The following is an 18,658-nucleotide window of genomic DNA, read 5'->3' as shown; positions in this document are numbered from 1 at the left end:
ACCGGTCAGGTCTAAATAGGGAATACGTATGTACGGACTTGGAATTGTCAAAGGCATGGCGATCACGCTCAGAAACTTTGTCGAAAGTTATCTGGACGATATTTTTTGGTGGGGCAAAGGCGGCCGTTATTACAACGACAACGCTTTGCAAGTGCGGCAAAGTCTGAAGGGCGAGGGTGTTGTTACCGTCTTCTACCCGGAAGAAAAGTTGGGTGTGCCGGAGCGTTTTCGCTTTGTACCCTTTTTGGTCACGGATGATCCGGCCCCGGGGCAGAAATGGGGGCATGATTGGTGTACGTCGTGCGGCATTTGCGCCAAGGTGTGTCCGCCGCAATGTATTTGGATCAAACGTGGGACGCAGCCAAACGGCCGTCCCAAACCGGAGCCGGAAGAATTCTACATAGACATAGACATCTGCATGAACTGTGGCTACTGCGCCGAATTTTGCCCCTTCGACGCCATCAAAATGGACCACGACTACGAACTCGCCAGCTACGACCGCACCACAGCCCATATTCACGACAAAGAACGGTTGAGCAAGCCCATCAGCTATTGGCGCGAAATTGCGCCTAAAAAGGCCGAAGCCGAAGCAGCCGCCCGTGATTTTGCTGAAAACGCCAAGAAAAAGAAAAAGTCCAAAGATGGCGAAGATGGCGAAGCAGCCCGCCTGGAAGAAGACAAAGCGCGTCAGCTTTTGTATCGCGGCGAATACTATTAGCGGCCGTATTCGGTAATCCGTAATCCGTATTCCGTAAGGCGTGACCTCTGGCAAATGCCAATGGAATACGACACAGGGACTCTGGTTTACGGCTGTTGGTGGCCGCGATTTCCTAACCGCGTCGTTTAGTTGCATAGCTAATCAGGAGATTGGAGAAGGAGGGGGTGGCTTAAAGTCAATCTTCCGTCTCCAATTTCTGGTTTAAAGGACAAGATAATGTTTACCGCAAAAAGTAAGAACAGCGTCAGCGAAACGGCCGTCATGGCCGCTCTTTCCACCGTGATTGAGCCGGAACTACACCGTGATCTGGTATCGCTAAACATGATCCGCAACCTCAAAATTGAGGGCAGCGATCTGAGCTTCACCATTATGCTCACCACCCCCGCCTGCCCGTTGAAAGGGCGCATGGAGAGTGAATCCCGCGCCGCCCTGGCGCAGGTTCCTAACCTGGGTAAAGTCACCATCAATTGGGACGCCAACGTACCCACCGACCGGCGTATCAGCAGCCAAATCGGGCAAAATTTCCGCAATACCATCGCCGTTTCCAGTGGCAAAGGTGGCGTGGGCAAAACCACCATCGCCGTTAATCTGGCGATTTCGCTGGCCGCCGAGGGGGCGCGCGTCGGTTTGCTAGACGCAGACATTCTTGGCCCCAACGTGCCGATGATGATGGGTTTGGATCAGATGCCCCCGCCGCAAGACCGCAAAATGGTCCCGGCTGAACGTTACGGCGTTAAGGTCGTTTCTATGGCCTTCCTGGTAAAGGCCGACCAGCCGTTGATCTGGCGCGGTCCCATGTTACACAGCGCCATCAGCCAACTTTTGTCGGACGTGGCCTGGGGCGATCTCGATTACCTGGTGATTGATTTGCCGCCAGGAACCGGCGATGCCCAGTTAACCCTGGCGCAAGTGCTGCCGCTAACGGGGGCGATTATCATCACCCAGCCGATGCAGGTGGCGGCGGCCGATGCCCTGCGCGGCTTGAAGATGTTCGAGAAGCTGGAAGTGCCGATTATTGGCATTCTGGAGAACATGAGCGGTGAATTTTTTGGCTCCGGAGCCGGTCCGAAGCTGGCGGAAGATTATAACCAGCATTACCTGGGCAGCGTACCCCTGGAAGCCAATGTACGCATTGGTGGTGATTCCGGCCAGCCGATTGTTGTCTCGCATCCTGATTCGGCGGCGGCGCTGGCAATTCGGGACCTGGCGCGGGGCATTGCGGCGCGCGTGAGTGTGTTGAACCTGAGCAGCAAAGACGCCAATTTTATTCCTATCAACATGATTGGGTAGGCACGGCCGTTTGGCCCAGTGACCACTCACAACCCCTAGCAGGCCAGCCATCCGGCTGGCCTGTGGCTGTGCCAATCACATTTCTGGCTATTTTTCTTAAAATGGTTATAACTATCTGATTAACTATTCTCACACGCACTGGCGCCGCGGTCGGCCGCCAGACCGCGACCGTTATTAGTGGCTGAGGCACCGTTCTGCGGATTGAGCCATACTCAGGCAGTCTGTATCGTTGCTACATATAGTACGGAGATAAATCATGACAGCAGCTATTGCTGAAAAAACATCGGTGGTTGCCATTCGCTTCCAGAAGCTGGGCAAGCTGTATCATTTTAAAGTAGGTCGGAACCAAGATTTAACGCCAGGCGATCACGTTATTGTAGAGACAAAACGGGGGCAGCAGTTAGGGCAGATCATGGCGTTTGTGGAACCGGAAAAGTCCCACAAACAACGTGGCCTGCGCCCGGTGCAGCGCAAGGCTACCCCGCGTGACCTGGTGATGCAGCAGGTGTGGGAAACCAAAGAATTAGACGCCCTTATTTCCTGCCGGGAAAAGGCCAAAGAATTGGGCATCAGCGATGCCAAATTTGTCAAAGCGGAATACAGCTTTGACGGCAGTTGGATGACCATCCATTACACCACCGAAAACAAAAATCTGAATGTTCAGGGTGTGAAGGCTGCGTTGGGCCGTTCGCTGCGAACCCGCGTGGAGATGCGCCTGATCGGCCCGCGTGATGTCGCCAAGATTATGGGTGGTTATGGCGCGTGCGGCGCGCCGCGCTGCTGCTCCACCTTTCTGACTGAGTTCAGCCCAATCTCCATTCGGATGGCCAAGGACCAGGGCGTCTCCCTGAGTCCACAGGAGATTACGGGTATGTGCGGCCGTTTGCGCTGCTGCCTGGTCTATGAATATGAACAGTACGTGGAAGCCAAAAAGACGCTGCCCAAAATTGGCAAGATTGTAGATACGCCACATGGTCAGGGCAAAGTCCGCGATGTGCGCGTATTGCGCGATTCGGTGATTGTGGACATCGAGGGCGAATGGCACGAGGTCTTCCGCGAGCAGCTTGAGCCGACAGACGAACTAAAAGCGCTGCAAGACAAGGCAGAGAAAGGTTGCGACCGACAAGAAGGGGGCGGCTGCACCTGCGGCGCCCATCGCCCAGCCGATGCGCTGGAAGGTGTGGACGTAGATTTGGACGTGGATTTGGATGAAAGTTGACAGGTTTCGCCAAACCTGTCAATTCTTGATGGAACCGATAAGGAAAGAACCGTGACAAAAACGCGCACTGAGGCGTGGGACCTCGTTTGTGAATTTGTGCAGGATGGCGGTCTGCGGCGGCATATGCTGGCTGTGAGCGCGGCGATGGGCTGGTATGCGGCTCAGTTGGGCGAAGATGTCGCCCGCTGGGAGCAAATCGGCTTGCTGCACGATTTTGATTGGGAGATTCACCCAGATTTGGACCGGCATCCCGGCGCCGGGTCGGCTATTTTGCGCCAGCGTGGTTGGGATGAGACAGTCATCCGCACTATTTTGTCTCATTACACGGCCGGGACCGGGGTAGAGCGGGAGCAGCCAGTGGATTTTGCCCTGCTGGCCTGCGACGAAATTACGGGATTGTTGATTGCCACGGCTCTGGTACGGCCGTCGCGTGACATCCGTGAGGTAACTGTTTGGTCGGTACGCAAAAAGTGGAAAGACCTGCGTTTTGCCGCCGGGGTAGACCGCGCGCACGTCACCGAGGTGACGGCCGATTTCAGCCAGGTTTGTTTTGCTGGGCAGTTAGAGTTGTGGACCCACATTGGCAATGTGTTAACCGCCATGCAAGAGGAAGCCGCGCTGTTGGAATTGGACGGCCGTTTAGCCGTAACATGATGCGATTGACGATTGACGATTGAATATGTCTTTACAGGAAGATTTAAGCGTTGAACAGGCGTTGGCTGCTGTGTTGGCTGGTGTGTCTGTGCTGCCGTCGGAAAATGTGCCACTGCTGGAGTCATTGGGTCGCGTGTTGGCGGCCCCAGTGATCGCCCAGGATAGTCTGCCGCCGTTTGCTAACTCCTCAATGGATGGTTACGCTGTGCGCACCGCCGACGTGGCTGCCGCCACCGAACAACCTGTCACCCTGCGCGTGGTGGCCGACGTGGCCGCCGGGCAGATGAATCCCACAGTAATTGGCCCTGGCCTGGCAGCCCGTATTATGACCGGCGCGCCCATGCCGCCAGGCGCAGATGCGGTTGTGCCGGTAGAAGCCACCAACGAGGCATGGCGGGGCCGGGAACGACCGCTGCCCCCCACCATCCAAATCAGCCGTTCCGTCCAGCCCGGCGATTATGTGCGCGGCGTTGGCGAGGATATACAGGCCGGGCAGACGGTGATCCCGGTCGGGCGGATTGTGCGGCCGCAAGAGATTGGCGTCATGGCTTCGTTGGGCATTAGCCAGGTGGCGGTCGTGAGACGGCCGTTGGTCGGCGTGTTGGCCACCGGCGACGAGCTGCTGCCCATTGACCAGCCGTTGACCCCTGGCAAGATTCGCAACAGCAACGGGTATACGCAGGCGGCCCAGGTGGCCGCTTTAGGTGCGCAACCCCTGATGTTGGGCATTGCCGGCGACAGCGAGGCGGACGTGAGGCGCTGCCTGCAAGTGGGGCTGGAGGCGGGGGTAGACCTGTTTGTTAGCTCGGCCGGCGTGTCTGTGGGCGCCTACGACGTGGTAAAGGCGGTGCTGGAGCAGGAAGGCCAGGTAGGCTTTTGGCGGGTGCGGATGCGTCCGGGCAAACCGTTGGCTTACGGCCGTTATCAGGGAATTCCTTACTTAGGACTGCCCGGTAACCCGGTGTCTGCCCTGGTTTCATTCGAGCGGTTCGCCAGGGCGGCTATCCTGAAAATGGGCGGGCATACCAGATTAGACCGTCCACAACTCACGGTTGTGTTACAAGACGCAATTCATTCAGACGGCCGTGAAAGCTATATTCGCGCCGTTGTTGCTCGCAGCGAAGCTGGTGGTTATTCGGCCACCACCACTGGCAGCCAGGGTTCCCACGTGATGACTTCCCTGGTGAAAGCCAATGCTTTGTTGATCGTGCCTGAGGGCGTCACCTTTGTGCCTCCGGGCGAACACCTGCGCGCCTGGATGCTTGATTGGCCTGAGATGGTGTTTTAACGGCCGTACAGCATAGAGAAAGCAACAGTTCAGCTCTTCAAGAGTCGGCACGTCTGAGCTGTTACCTAAAAAAAAGCCCCGTGTTAGCGGGGCTTTTTGTTGGTTATGATTGTTCCACGTACAGCGTGCGGCTCAATAGTTCTTCCTGCCGGGCGCGTTCTCTATCACGATCACGCTGGCGGCGATTTTGGCGGCTTTGCCGCGACTTTCTGGAAGTAGGCAGGTCATCGCCCATCGCTCGACGGAGGGCAATTTCCATCGCCGTCGGCAGGGATTCATCTTCCTGTTCCATATCATCTTGGGGCATTTCATGCTTGTACTCAATCACCGAAGCCACCGACTGCTGCACGTCTGGTTTTTCCAACAGCGACTTGACGCTCAGATCGATGCGGCGCTTGCGCTTGCTGTAACCAAGCACCTGCACCTGCAACTCATCGCCAACTTTCACAACCTCAGATGGCTGCTTCACATAATCGTGGCTGAGTTCGCTGATGTGGACCAGCCCTTCACGTTCGGCGCCAATGTTGATAAACGCGCCGTAAGTTTCCAGACGACTAACTGTGCCGGTGTATATCTGGCCTTCTTCCAAATCGCGCCACTCAACCGACAGCGGTTCGATCATCGTCACCATCAACTGGGAACGTTTTTTATCCACTTTGTCAACCCAAACCGTGACTTCATCCCCTTCATGCAAGACATCGCCGACGCGGTTGACATGCTCTGTGCCGAGTTTGGAAATGTGAATGAGGGCGTCAACCCCAACACCAACATCCAAAAATGCGCCATACAGCTCCAGGCGTTTTACAACACCTTTGAGCTTCATTTTTGGTTGGAGGTCATCCACGGTTTGGGGGTTTATTTCTGATGGCGCTTCCATCAGGTTGGTTGTGTCATTTTCGCTCATGACTAGATTCTCCTACGCAGGGTTTAATGATTGTGCGCTCTGCGCAGACTAGATGGTCAGTTGTTCATCACTCGTTGGGGGCAGAACACAGTTAAATTTGTAATTAGACAATGCGCAATTATAACAATGGGCGTTAAGCTGTCAACTGGCAAAGCCCTGTTTTCCCCAATTCCGATGATGGGTCTGGTGTAGAGGCGGGGCAGGCGGCCCGATGCCTCGGCCATTTTCCCACACCTTTCCGCCCGCCCGCCTCGCTTCAGTTTGGAATTGCTGTTCACCTGACCTGGACAAACCAGAAGCAAAAAGGGTTGTCAAAGATTGCGCAGTTGGAAGATAAAAATCTGCGCAATCTTTGACAATACTCTTATTGCCGGTCCAAGAATTCGAGTCGTGAGCTATTAAAACGTCGCTTCGGCGATGGCTTTGTTGGCCGATGGTTCAAATTCATCGGTGGGCAGGTTGGTTGCCCGGCGGATGAGGTACTCCAATTCGTCCAGGATGGCCGGGTTTTCGGTGAGGTATACTTTGGCATTTTCACGTCCCTGGCCCAACAGCGTTTCGCCGTAGCGGAAATAAGCGCCGCGCTTGTTGACCAGTTCATATTGCACAGCCAGGTCCAAAATATCGCCGGCGGTGGAGATGCCTTCGTTATACATAATGTCGAATTCACATTCGACAAACGGGGGCGCCACTTTGTTTTTCTTAACCTTGACACGGGTGCGGTTGCCTACCACTTCGTTGCCTGCTTTAATGGCTTCAATGCGGCGAATGTCCAGGCGCACCGAGGCGTAGAACTTGAGGGCGTTACCACCGCTGGTGGTTTCCGGGTTGCCGAACATCACGCCGATTTTGGAGCGAAGCTGGTTGGTGAAGATGACGACGGTATTTGTCTGTTTGATGGCTCCAGACAGTTTGCGCAAGGCTTGCGACATCAGCCGGGCCTGCAAACCGACGTGGGCGTCGCCCATTTCACCTTCGATTTCGGCGCGTGGCACCAATGCCGCCACTGAGTCCACCACGACAATATCCATTGTTCCCGAACGGATGAGAGCGTCGGCGATTTCCAGCGCTTGCTCGCCGGTGTCTGGCTGGGAGACGTACAGATTGTTGGTGTCTACACCACAGCGCTCGGCATAGTTGGGGTCCAGGGCGTGTTCCATGTCTATGAAAGCGCAGACGCCGCCCCGTTTTTGCGCTTCGGCGATGATGTGTTGGCACAGGGTTGTTTTACCGGAGGATTCTGGGCCATAAATTTCGATGACCCGGCCGCGCGGCACGCCGCCGACTCCCAGGGCAATGTCTAAGGATAGTGAACCGGTTGGAATGGATTCGACTTGCAGGTGTTGGGCATCGCCCAGGCGCATGATGGCGCCTTCGCCGAAGCGTTTGTTGAGGGATTCTAATGTTTTTTCCAGCGTTGCGGTGCGGGCATCCCCGTTGGAACCAGCCATGAGTTTGATCTCCTTGTGAAGAGTTTAATAGGACAACAATGCGACCATGATAGCACGTATGTTCTGTTTTGTCAATATTGAGTTATTGAAAATGAACGTGCGTTCGGAAATTTAATTGACGACGGTTTAATCGAAGGTGACCGGGGTCTGGCGGCGGATTAAATGAAGAAGGGTGGGCAGTTCACGGCCGCCCAGGAGCAGGTTAAGCAGCAGGTAAGCGGCTGCCCCGGCGGCGCCGCCGACAACCAGAAAGGGGAGCGGCTGGTGGATGGTTTGGCCGATGCCCAAAATAACGGCCGTCATCCCCCCCGTCGCCAGCATGGTCCGGCCAAAACTGAGGCCGAGTTCGCGCCAGGGCAGGCCGTTCAGCCGTCGGTGGTTGAGCAGCAGCAGCACGGCCGTTTGCAGCGTAAAAGCGATGGAACTGGCTAGAGCCAATCCTCCCGCGCCTAACGGCCGTACCAACAGGTAAGCCAGCCCAATATTGGTCAGCAGCCAGCCCAACGCGACAAACATCGGCGTCCGGGTGTTGTGCTGGGCGAAGAATAGGCGGGCGGCAATTTCCAACGTGGCCTCGCTGACGACCCGTAAGCTAAAAAAGACGACGATGCTGTAAACCAGTTGGGTGGATTCCGCCGTAAAAGCGCCGCGCTGCAACAATACCACAATGGCCGGGCGGCCCAATAAGACCAACCCGGCTGCAGCCGGTATGGTGAGCATCCAAATAATGCGCAGTCCGGCGCTGGCGACGCGCTTCAGCGCCGCAATATCCCCTTTGTTGAACAACTCGGCCATGGTGGGGAAGAGGACCAGGGCAACGGCCGTGCCAAACAAGGTCTCCGGCAGCTGCTGCAAATAATAGCCATAAAAGTAGCCCGAAGTCGCCCCATCGCCCAGACCTGACGTGATGCGAATGATAAACAAGTCGGCGACCTGCACTGCGCCCAGGGTAACGATACGTGGTCCCATCAGCCAGATCACTTCGCGCACCCCGCTCAGGTTCAGACTTAGCGCCGGGCGCAGGCGAACCTGGTAGCGCCGGAGTCCGGGAAGCTGGATGGAAACGTGGAGTACAGCCCCGACCACCGTGCCCCAGGCCAACCCGGCAATGCCCAAAGAGGGCGTCAGGATAAACAGCCCCACCAGATACCCCACATTCAGGGTAATGGGGGCCAACGCCGGCAGGATGAAATGTTGGTGGGCATTTAAAATGCTGCTGAGGACGCCGCTGACGCCAAAAATGGTGGTTTGCACCAGGATGATGCGCATCAAATCGGCCGTCAGCTCTTGCAGGGCGGGGTCGAAGCCGGGCACGAGGATGTGGCGCGTAACCCAGGGCGCGAATAACGCACCCAGGGCAGAGACGCTGCTCAAAATGATCAGCACCAGTGTGAGAATGGTGTTGGCCAAACGGCCGCTTTCCCGTACTTTGTCGTTGTTGAGATAGGCTGAATAGACGGGGATGAAGGCGGCGGCCAGTGCGCCGCCGGAAATGAGGGTGACAAATACTTCCGGCAGTTGGTTGGCGGCGGTGAAGGCGTCGTAGTCAGGGCTGGTACCAAAGGCCGCGCCGACCAACTGCGTGCGCACCAGCCCAAACAGCTTGTCTATGCCCAGCAGCGCGATGACGATGATGGATGATTGCAGCAAATGGCGTGCGCGATTCATGGCGGCGATTGTACCTTGCTCTGCGGCTTGGGCAAACGGGCGGGGTGGGCGACGGCCGTCTTCATCTTCAAATTCTGCGACCGCAAAAGCGGTGTATAATAGGAGATGTTGTTCAATTCCCAATGTAGCGTCATTGAACCTCTAACAACCAACGTGATAAAAATGTCAGTTTGTAACTGCTTACCCCAGGGAGGTCGGGCAGTTTCACCAATTTAGCCAAGGAGAAAAACATGCGCAGTATAAAATTTATTACCCAACGTGCCGTACAAATCCTGCTTTTAACGCTGGTGGCGGCGCTCTGTTTTGGTGCGGCGACGTTGTCGGCGCAGGAACAGACACCGTCAGAACCGGAATCGCCCACGGTTGACGAATATGGCGTTCCTCTGGAGGCCAGCATCGTGAGCCAGGTTCAAACGCCAGAAGGCGTGCGCACCATCACCGAGATTCCGGTGCAGATGGATTCCTTTGTCACCTCCGGTATCCCGGAAGGGCAGCCACCGGTCGCCTTTACCAATTATGGCAATCGCACCGATTTACGTCTGGGCTACCGCACGGCCGATGGCTTTGGTGCGCAGCGTATCTATTTGTTGTTTAATGTGGCCGGCGCCGGCATTCCCAGCAACGCCACCATTAACTCGGCCATTTTCAGGATTTGGACCAGCGATGCCGCCGGCGACATGGGCTTTGAAGCGCGTCATCTCAGTTCCTCCTGGAATGAATTTTCCGTTACCTGGATGAACAACCGGCCCCAGTGGGGCGGCTCCTTAGGCACGGGCGTCATTACGGCAGGCGCCGGCGAAAAGACCGGCAGTGCCACCAATCTGGTGCGCGATTGGGTCACTGGCGCACATCCCAACAATGGGGTGATTATCATCGGCAACGAGGGCACGGCCGCGCCGTTTGAGCGTGTTTTCCATTCCCGTGAAGCGGCCAATGGCCTGTTTGCCCGGCTTCGGGTGGACTGGACGGTAACGGTGGATACCGTGCCGCCCGAATCCACCATCACCCAACTGCCGCAGTTCTCGCGCGCTGACTTTACTGTCGCCTGGTCTGGTATTGACCTCGGTTCGCCGGCCACAGGCATTGCTTTTTGGGATGTAGACTTTAGCATAGACGGCGTGAATTGGTCGCCCTGGCTGCGGGGCACAACGGCCCAAAGCGCCAATTGGCTGAATTCTACCGATGGCGTGCCCTACTTCTTCCGGGTACGGGCAGTGGATAACGCCGGTAACGCCGAAAGTTTTACGCGCAACCCGGCGCAGCAGCAAACCAGCACAACGGCCGATACCGTGCCGCCCATCACCAGCTTCCAAACGCTGCCGCAGTTTACCTATGACGCCGGCTTCCCCATTACCTGGACCGGCGCGGACAACCGCAGCGGCGTGCGCCAATATGCGGTGCAGTTCAACGTCAATGGCGGCCCCTGGCAGGCTGGGCAGGTGTTCCAGTTAGGCGATGGGCAGCATACCCGCTTTGTGACAGGCGCAGTCAACGGCGAAACGTATGGCTTCCGCGTCCAGGCCACCGACCAGGTGGGCAATGTTGGCCCGTGGAGCAATGAGACGTTTACGACGGTGTACACCACACCGCCTTATCCTAATGCCCAGGTGTTGCAGTTTGTGCCGCCCAATCACATCGCCGGCCCGCCGGGAATCTCCAACGACACGACGTTCCGTGTGACCTGGGCGATAGAAGTTGCGCCGGGCACGGCCGTTGTTGATGAAACCAATGTCTTTTATTCCTGCGATGGCGGCCCCTGGACCGCCTGGTTGACCAACGCTTCCGGCACGTTTGCCGATTTTAATTCGACGGCCAATACTGTCGGTTGTGGCGCGGGTGACATTCACATCTACCGCTTCGAGGCGGTGGGCAAAGCGCTCTATCCGGGCAACGTGACGCGCATTGAGCAGTTCCGGCAGCAGGCTGAGGCGTCTGTGGTGGTGGATCCCAACGAAACCATACAGATTGCCGCCTACTTCCCCGTCATCGCTGGCGGACAGCAGGCGGTGACGACCAACCAGGTTCCTCTGGTGGTGCAGCCGGACGAAGGCGATTAGTACCCGTATTCGGTAATCGGTAATCCGTTTTCCGTAGGGTGCTACTTTTGGCAAATGCCACCGGAAAACCATGTACGGAGTGCGGTTTACGAAAACCTGTCCGGTCTAAACGAGAATAGTTCAACAAATAGCAAAAGGGCGCACGGCCGTGCGCCCTTTTTGCGTCTCACGAAGGTGAATAATTCCCCCGCCTGGGATAGAATAGGGCGCTTGTGAGGCACGCACGGATGAGAAATCTATGATTCAAGACATTGGTCGAATTACCCTACAGGACAAACCAGAGGGCTTAAAAGTGGTAATGCCGGTGAAACGAAACTGGCTGTTGTTTTTGTTGTTTTCCGCCTCTCTGGTGGTGTGGGTGGGCATGACATTTTGGATGCTGATTTTCCTGATCCGCGACGTGATTATGCCGGGGGCCAGATTCGCTTTTGTATTGGCGGTGATCGTCCTGATCTGGCTGGTTATCTGGTATTTTTTAGGCCGCGTCTTGCTGCGTCGTTGGCAATATTTTGCCGCCGTGCAAGAGATTCTATTCATCAACAAGGAGCGGCTGACCGTTTGGCGGCCGGTACTTTTGTGGGGAGTGACCGAAGCCTTCGACATGCGTTACATCAGTCCGTTTTATTTGAGTGATCGGCATCGCTGCCTGACGTTTGATTACGCCAATCAGAAGGTTTATCTGGGCATCAGTTTGAGCGAAGATGAAACGCAGCGGCTGATCAAAACGTTGAACACGCTTTATTTCCGGGGGTATGAGGTAGATTTGGACGATTAACGGCCGTCTCCCACCTCTACCCTCTTAATGGATAGGTACACAACGTACCTGGACTCTCTTTAGAACCCATGCGCAGCACTGCCCAACGAATCGCCGCCTATATCCCGGCAACCCTGGCGCAAGAGATCATGCACGCCGGGCTGCCAACGCCGGGGCAGCCCCGCTTGCTTCAGGCTGCCACCCTCTTTTCCGACATCTCCGGCTTCACCGTCATGTCTGAAGAGCTGGCCTCTGATGGGCCGCGCGGCGCAGAGGAGCTAAACCGCGTCTTGCTAACCACCTTCACGGCGATGATAGACGTGATCCACGATTTGGGTGGCGCGGTCAGTCATTTTTATGGCGACGCCATGTCGGTGTATTTTCCGGCATTGGTGGGGGAAATGGCGGCGCGCGAGGCGGCCTTACGGGCGCTGGTCTGCGCCCAAATGATGCAGCAGTTGATGCGCGCCAGCTTTGGCCGCGCCGTGACCAATCGGCCGCCGGGCAAAAATCCGGTCTTCCCCCTGACCATTAAAATTGGTGTGGCCTACGGCCGTTGCCAGGAAATGATCGTCGGCGATCCGGCGGAGAGCCTGGAGTTTGTGCTGACCGGCACGGCCGTAGACGCGGCCGCCGCGGCTGAAAAAATGGCCCAATCCGGTCAGGTGGTTGCCAGCCGGGAAATCATCGCCCTGGCCGGCCTGCCCCAGCTGTGCGCTAACGAGCCGTTTTGTCTGCTAGACGGCCGTCTCCCCCTATCCATACCCTCTCCCAAACCCATTCTGGATTGGTCTACCTACGACGACGCCCAAATCGCCCGCCTCAGCGAAACCGCCAGGGCCTTCATCCCGCCGACCCTCACCGAGCGGCTGCTGCACGGGCACACCAGCGAATTGGCCGAACACCGGCCGGTAACCAGCCTGTTTGTGCAGTTTGAGTATATCAACGACAGCGACGCCAGTTCAGACATCGAGACAGACGAAATGGCCTGGCAAATGCAAGCCTATTATCAGTGGGCCAGAGGCGTAGTCAAACGCTTCGGCAGCCGCAATGCGCGCATCAACCGCATCCTCACCGGCGACAAGGGCAATCAACTGCATATTATCTTTGGCGCGCCGGTGGCCCCAGACGCGCCGGATCAGGCGATTCGCTGCGCGTTGGCGCTGCTGCGCGAGCAGCCCGATTTTATCGCCGCGCAGCGCATTGGCCTGGCGGCGGGCAAGGTGTTTTCTGGCCCGGTTGGCTCCACCACCCGCCGCGAATATACGGTGGTCGGCGATGTGGTGAATGTGTCGGCGCGGCTGACCCAGGTGTGTGGCCCGAATCAGGCGCTAACCCACCCTGGCACAGTCGCCCGTGTTCACGATGTATTTGAGTTTGAAGTTCAGCCCCTGCAGCAGTTGAAGGGCAAACAGCAAGAAATAGCGCCTTACCGACTGGTGGGTGAACGGCCGTCTACCAGCCAGTTACAAATCTATTTTGGTCATGGAGAACGGCCGCTTATCGGCCGCAACACCGAGCTGGATTTGCTGCTGGGCGGCATGGACGCAGCGCTGCGTCGTGGGGGCGGCGTGGCCGCCGTGGGCGGCGTGGGCGCCGTGGGCGGCGTGGCCGCCATTTTCGGCGCGGTGGGGGTGGGCAAAACCCGCCTGTTGGCCGAAGGCATCAAACATTGGCTGGCGGCCGGCGGCGTGGGCGTGGTGGGCGTTTGCCAACAGCACATTACCGATACGCCCTATGGCCCGTGGCTGACCATCTGGCGCGACTTTTTCAATTTGCGCCCCAGCCTGGACCCGCAAAGCCAGGCGGAAGAGGTGGTGCGCCGCACGCGCGCCCTGGTTCCCGACTGCGGGGATGATGTGACGCTGTGGGGCGAGGTGCTGCGGCTGCCAATAGACGCGCCACCGGCCATCGAAGCGCTCTCCGCCGAGGTGCGGCAGGCGCGCTTTTTTGCCCTGGTGCGCCGCTGCTTCCAGGCGGCTGCCCAGGAAAAGCCGCTGCTGCTGGTTCTGGAAGACGCCCACTGGGCCGACCAGACGAGTCTGGCGCTGTTGGATGACCTGACGCAGGCGTTGGAAGGCCATGCTATTTTTGTGGCGGTTACTTTCCGGCTGTTGGAAGAACTGCACCTGGCAACGCTGGAACGGCCGTCGTGCATCCCCATCATTCTGGGCGATCTGTCGGCGACCATGGCCCGCCGCCTGCTGCGTGAACTGGTGGGCGTGGCGGCGCTGCCAGACGCGGTGGAGCAGCATTTGGGCCTGCGTGACCGTGACGGCCGTGACAGCCCGGTCAGCCCGCTGTTTTTGGAAGAGTCCATCAATATGATGTTGAGCGCGGCGGTGCTGCAAGTGAACGGCCGTGTGGTTGTGGATGAGGAAAAGCTGGCGCAGTTGCAAATTCCCGACACCATTCACGGCCTGCTGCTGGCGCGGCTGGACCGCCTATCGCCGACCAGCCGCGATTTGTTGCAGGTGGCTTCGGTGATTGGGCGTGAATTCGCCCTGGAGCCGCTGGAAAGGATTGCCGGGGATGTGCCGCGCGCGGAATTGGATGATTTGCTGCACCAGCTTTCGAGCGAGGAAATGACGCAGTTGGTGACGGCCGACCCGGAGTGGATTTACCTGTTCCAGCACGCCCTGACGCACGAGGTGGCGTATGAAAGCCTGCCTTACGCCCGGCGGCAAATGCTGCATCAGGCGATGGCCGACTGGTTGGCGGCGCGGTTTGCGGCTAATTTACGGCCGTATTTCACCCTGCTGGCCTACCATTACCACCGCGCCGGGGCGCATGAAGAAGGGCTGCACTACGCCCTGGCAGCGGCCAACGATGCCCGCGACATCTTCTCCAACAAGGAGGCGGTGGAGTTGTACCGGCTGGCGGAGGAGCATTTGCTGGTGTTGGGGAGAGAGGCGAGATGGGAAACGGCCGTGACCCTCTACCTCTCCCGCGGCGAATGCCTGCGCTTCCTCGGCGACTTCAACGCCGCCATGCAAGACGTAGAGCAGGCCATCGCCCTCGCCGAAACCTATCAGGACTTGGCGCGTCTCGCTCAAGCCTATAATTTGATGACGGATCTGAAATATCGGCATGGTAACTATGATGAAATGCAGGTTTACGCAGCAAAAGTAGTGAGTGAACTTGCTGATTATATTCCGGTAGATGAATTAGCTTATGCTCATAGATGGTCTGGAGTCGTTGCTACAGCGCTTGGGAATTATGATCTCGCACTGACTCACTTGCAGCGTGCTGAAATTTTGTGTCGGCAAGTAGAAAACAGAGATCGTCTGGCGCGTGTGCTTGAGTCCATGGCTTTTGTTTACTACCTACAAAAAAAGTTAGACTTGGCTCTTTTCTATATGCAACAGAGCGTTGACTTGGCGCGTGACTTTAGTGTTCCAGCAAATACGGCGTCTTCACTCAGTAATATCGCACTGGTTCAATTTCAGTTGGGTCAACCAGAAAGTGCCTTGCATACTCTAACTGAGGCAATCAGTATCGGCCGTGAAGCGAGCCGAAATTTTTTGGCTCATTTCTTGATTAACAATGCTGAGGTCCTGTGTTACCTTGGGCGCTTTGCTGAAGCCCGAATGTTCTTCGACGAAGCAAATGATCTGTTTAATCGGATGGATGATGAACTTGGCCTATTAGAATTGTTGTTGGTTCAGGCTTACGAATATCACCTTCCTCTCCATGAATTGGAAAGTGCGTCAGCGTGTTTACAACGTGCCCAAGAGTTGATTACCCCTTCATCGGAATCCAAACCTGAAGCCAAAGTTCGTTTGTTTGTCGGTTTAGGGCAGATAGCTCTGGAACAACAGAACGAAAAAGCGGCAATGAATTACTTTGAGAAGGCGCTGAAATTAGCAGAAGATAGGGAGATTGCCTGGTGGCGACCAGCAGTTTATTACTTTAGTGGCAAAACCCTGCTGAAATTGGGGCAAAGAGATAAAGCAATAGAAACATTGCGAGTGGGTGTGAACGCTGTGGACACAGAGGGTTGTCCCGACTATTTACCGCTGCTTTATCTGGCTTTAGCTGAGGTTGAACCAGAAAAAAAAGTTCAGCATTTACAGAATTGTGAGGCAACAGCCAAAAAGCGAGCGCGGTTTAATGACAGAGTTTATTGCTTGGAAGTGGTTGGTTCAGAGTTGGGTAAATCTACTTCTGGCTGACGTACTCAATGAGGCGATTGGGCTTTAAGAAAATCACCAAAGTAACTGACTTGTCATTCTGAGCGGAGTCTTCGGCCCTGAGCGAAGCCGAATGGGGAAGAATCCCCGTAAAGAATCCCCATGCCGTGGTCATTCCAGACGAAGGGGATGCTTTGGGGATAGTCTTTATTTCGGCCACGCTTTGTCACAGTTGGTTCAAACGAAGACCATCCCCGATGCTTCGCTTTGTTCAGCATGACAGGGCTTTGGGTGTAGCCGTGGTATCCTTACCGCGTTTGCATCGGCGCGGTAAGGATACAGCGGCTACTAGCAGGTTGTCGGAAAAGTAGAAATGGATACACGGATGACACGGATTTAACCGATTTACACCGATTTTCTGGTGATTTATCCGTAAAAATCCGTCGAATCCGTTCAATCCGTGTACCTATCCTGAGTTCTCCGACAGGCTGCTAGAGGGGATCGAAAATAAAAGACCCCAGACCTATCTCTGGAGCCTTTTGTTTTAAATCACAAGGTGCTTATAAAACGATCACGTGCCGACAATCCAAACACCATCAGGCAAATAGATGATTACGGCCGTGACAAACAATGCAACATTCATCAGGACTACTTTTGTTTTGGCAGACATTTTCATATGTTTTTCCTCCGTTCAAACGTACAAAAATAAAAACAGGCTTGCATTTGTTAGGAAACGCAAAACCTGAAACAAACAGCTTTTTATGCGCCAACAACCCAACTACCTTTGGTTGTCCGGTCGCCTAAGCCGCCCGCGAATTCGTCGAAGTTTTCTTCAGTGAGGCTTTCTAGCAGTTTACGGTCTTCGTCGTTCAGGTCGTAGCCTTGCAGGGCTTCGGCGGGGTTGCTGAATAATAGCTTGCGGAACGCTTCGTCTTTTACGGCGCGATCAATGATTTCTTTTACGATGGCTTCAGACATATCATTTTCTCCTTAAGAATTTTTAACGCAAAGGCGCGAAGGCGCAAAGATTAAAGTGGTTAATGCAGGGACAACGGTTTCAGTATGCCGGGAGAACGGCCGTTTGTCAATACTTCTGCCTTACGCAAACTGGCGCGGCACAAAACGGCCGTGTCCCATCTGCCCCACAAATGTCCCATTCGCCACCACCACCCGCCCCCGGCTGATCGTCACCGCCGGCCAGCCTTGCACCGTCAGGCCATCATACAACGTCCAGCCGGCCGCCTCGTGCAGCGTTTGCGGCGAGAGGGTCACTGTTTTCTCTGGGTCGAAGACCACCAGGTCGGCGTCACCGCCGACGGCAATATCCCCCTTGTTTGCCAGGCCAAACAGCCGCGCCGGGTTGGCGCAGCAGACCGCCACCCACTGGTTCAATGTCAGGCGGCCCTGGCGCACGCCGTAATGGTACATGGCCGGGAAGCGCATCTCAATGGAGGGCACGCCGCCGGGGATGCGGCTGTAATCGCCCAGGCGGCTCTCCTTTTCCGCCGCCGTGAAGGGGCAATGGTCGGTAGACACCACCGACAACACGCCTTGCGCCAACGCCTGCCACAGGTTGGCCTGCTCCGCCTGGTCACGAATGGGCGGCGAGCAGACGGGCAGCGCCCCGGCCACGCCCGGCCGATCGTACAACGACCAATCGGCCAACAAGTATTGCGGGCAGGTTTCGCCGCTGATCGGCAGCCCACGCGCCTGGGCGGCGGCGATGCGGGCCACCGTCTCCTGGCAGGAGACGTGGAAGATGTACAGCCGCGCGCCGACAAAGGTGGCAATATCAATCACCCGGCCGGCCGCTTCCCCTTCCAATGCGGCCGGGCGGCTGCGCGGATGCCAATGGGGTTCCACCCGGCCGGCGGCCAGATTGCCGGCGATAAGCGTGGTGATGACGTCCCAATTCTCGGCGTGGACCACCGGCAGGCCGTTTACGTCGCGCACCGCTTCCAGGGCTTGCAGCAGTTGGCCGTCGGTCAGGCGCAAGCCGTAGGCCATGTACAGCTTAAAGCTGCCACAGCCGGCCGCATAGACCTCTGCTATTTGTCCTAGTTTGGCGATGTCGTTGGGACCAATGGTCATGTGCAGGCCGTAATCAATCACCACTTTGGGGTCGGCTTTGGCGCGGCGGGCGGCCAGGGCTTGCAGCATCGTCTCCTGCGGCGCGGTCTCCACAAAATCTATGAGGGTTGTCGTGCCGCCAAAGGCCGCGGCGCGTGTGCCGGTGAAGAAGTCATCGGTGGAGGTGAAGTCGCCGATGGGCATTTGCAGGTGGACGTGCGGATCAATCGCGCCTGGCGTCACCAACTTACCGGCGGCGTTGATCTCGCGGCTGCCGCTGAGATTGTCGCCAATGGCCGTAATCTGTTCGCCGCTGATGCCAATGTCCGCTTGATAGGTAGCAACGGCCGTTACCACCGTCCCATTTTTGATGACCAAATCGTAGTTCATAGCCAGAATTGTAACAAAGGATTGGCGATTGACGATTGACGCCCATGACCATGTCTCCTCGT

The 18,658-nt window shown here is 56.6% G+C and carries 14 protein-coding genes; 8 read left to right on the top strand and 6 right to left on the bottom strand.

Going from position 1 to position 18,658, the window contains the following annotated elements; genetic code table 11:
• Positions 1-28: 28 nt before the first annotated feature.
• The 5 genes from IPM39_17605 to IPM39_17585 all read left to right on the top strand — a co-directional run bounded on the left by IPM39_17605 (position 29) and on the right by IPM39_17585 (position 5,169).
• Positions 29-718, top strand: coding sequence for a 4Fe-4S binding protein (locus IPM39_17605; protein ID MBK8987855.1), 690 nt, complete (start codon positions 29-31; stop codon positions 716-718).
• A gap of 261 nt (positions 719-979) precedes the next feature.
• A complete protein-coding gene (locus tag IPM39_17600) occupies positions 980-2,008 on the top strand; it encodes an Mrp/NBP35 family ATP-binding protein (protein ID MBK8987854.1) in 1,029 nt (342 codons plus the stop codon).
• A 256-nt stretch (positions 2,009-2,264) separates the two neighbouring features.
• Positions 2,265-3,227 carry a stage 0 sporulation family protein gene (locus IPM39_17595; GenBank protein ID MBK8987853.1) on the top strand — a complete coding sequence of 321 codons (963 nt, stop codon included), beginning with the start codon at positions 2,265-2,267 and terminating at the stop codon, positions 3,225-3,227.
• A 123-nt stretch (positions 3,228-3,350) separates the two neighbouring features.
• On the top strand, positions 3,351-3,881 hold the full coding sequence (locus tag IPM39_17590) for an HAD family hydrolase (protein ID MBK8987852.1): 531 nt from the start codon (positions 3,351-3,353) through the stop codon (positions 3,879-3,881).
• Between the two features lie 25 nt (positions 3,882-3,906).
• Complete coding sequence (locus IPM39_17585) at positions 3,907-5,169, top strand: molybdopterin molybdotransferase MoeA (GenBank protein ID MBK8987851.1); 1,263 nt, start codon at positions 3,907-3,909, stop codon at positions 5,167-5,169.
• 103 nt (positions 5,170-5,272) lie between these two features.
• Here IPM39_17585 and IPM39_17580 read toward each other — a convergent pair whose 3' ends face one another.
• The 4 genes from IPM39_17580 to IPM39_17565 all read right to left on the bottom strand — a co-directional run bounded on the left by IPM39_17580 (position 5,273) and on the right by IPM39_17565 (position 9,326).
• A complete protein-coding gene (locus IPM39_17580; GenBank protein ID MBK8987850.1) occupies positions 5,273-6,073 on the bottom strand; it encodes a S1 RNA-binding domain-containing protein in 801 nt (266 codons plus the stop codon).
• A gap of 398 nt (positions 6,074-6,471) precedes the next feature.
• Complete coding sequence (gene recA, locus IPM39_17575) at positions 6,472-7,524, bottom strand: recombinase RecA (GenBank protein ID MBK8987849.1); 1,053 nt, start codon at positions 7,522-7,524, stop codon at positions 6,472-6,474.
• Between the two features lie 126 nt (positions 7,525-7,650).
• Positions 7,651-9,192, bottom strand: a complete 1,542-nt coding sequence (gene murJ / locus IPM39_17570; protein MBK8987848.1) for a murein biosynthesis integral membrane protein MurJ — start codon at positions 9,190-9,192, stop codon at positions 7,651-7,653.
• Positions 9,189-9,326 carry a hypothetical protein gene (locus IPM39_17565; protein MBK8987847.1) on the bottom strand — a complete coding sequence of 46 codons (138 nt, stop codon included), beginning with the start codon at positions 9,324-9,326 and terminating at the stop codon, positions 9,189-9,191. The genes murJ and IPM39_17565 overlap by 4 nt, the downstream gene beginning before the upstream one ends.
• A gap of 96 nt (positions 9,327-9,422) precedes the next feature.
• On the opposite strand from IPM39_17565, the gene IPM39_17560 reads away from it, so the two are divergent.
• The 3 genes from IPM39_17560 (at position 9,423) to IPM39_17550 (ending at position 16,178) form a co-directional block, all read left to right on the top strand.
• On the top strand, positions 9,423-11,249 hold the full coding sequence (locus tag IPM39_17560; protein ID MBK8987846.1) for a DNRLRE domain-containing protein: 1,827 nt from the start codon (positions 9,423-9,425) through the stop codon (positions 11,247-11,249).
• Between the two features lie 238 nt (positions 11,250-11,487).
• Positions 11,488-12,024 (top strand): hypothetical protein, encoded by a 537-nt coding sequence (locus IPM39_17555; protein MBK8987845.1) that lies wholly within the window; start codon positions 11,488-11,490, stop codon positions 12,022-12,024.
• Positions 12,025-12,092: 68 nt separating this feature from the next.
• Positions 12,093-16,178 (top strand): tetratricopeptide repeat protein, encoded by a 4,086-nt coding sequence (locus tag IPM39_17550; protein ID MBK8987844.1) that lies wholly within the window; start codon positions 12,093-12,095, stop codon positions 16,176-16,178.
• A gap of 717 nt (positions 16,179-16,895) precedes the next feature.
• On the opposite strand, the gene IPM39_17545 is transcribed toward IPM39_17550, so the two are convergent.
• Positions 16,896-17,114, bottom strand: coding sequence for a hypothetical protein (locus IPM39_17545; protein MBK8987843.1), 219 nt, complete (start codon positions 17,112-17,114; stop codon positions 16,896-16,898).
• 120 nt (positions 17,115-17,234) lie between these two features.
• Positions 17,235-18,596, bottom strand: coding sequence for a dihydropyrimidinase (gene hydA, locus IPM39_17540; protein MBK8987842.1), 1,362 nt, complete (start codon positions 18,594-18,596; stop codon positions 17,235-17,237).
• Positions 18,597-18,658: the final 62 nt, after the last annotated feature.

Origin of the sequence: Candidatus Leptovillus gracilis (assembly GCA_016716065.1) — a bacterium.
Lineage (GTDB): Bacteria > Chloroflexota > Anaerolineae > Promineifilales > Promineifilaceae > Leptovillus > Leptovillus gracilis.
Note: the sequence above shows the minus strand (reverse complement) of the source record. Positions and strands in the feature narration are given on the sequence as shown.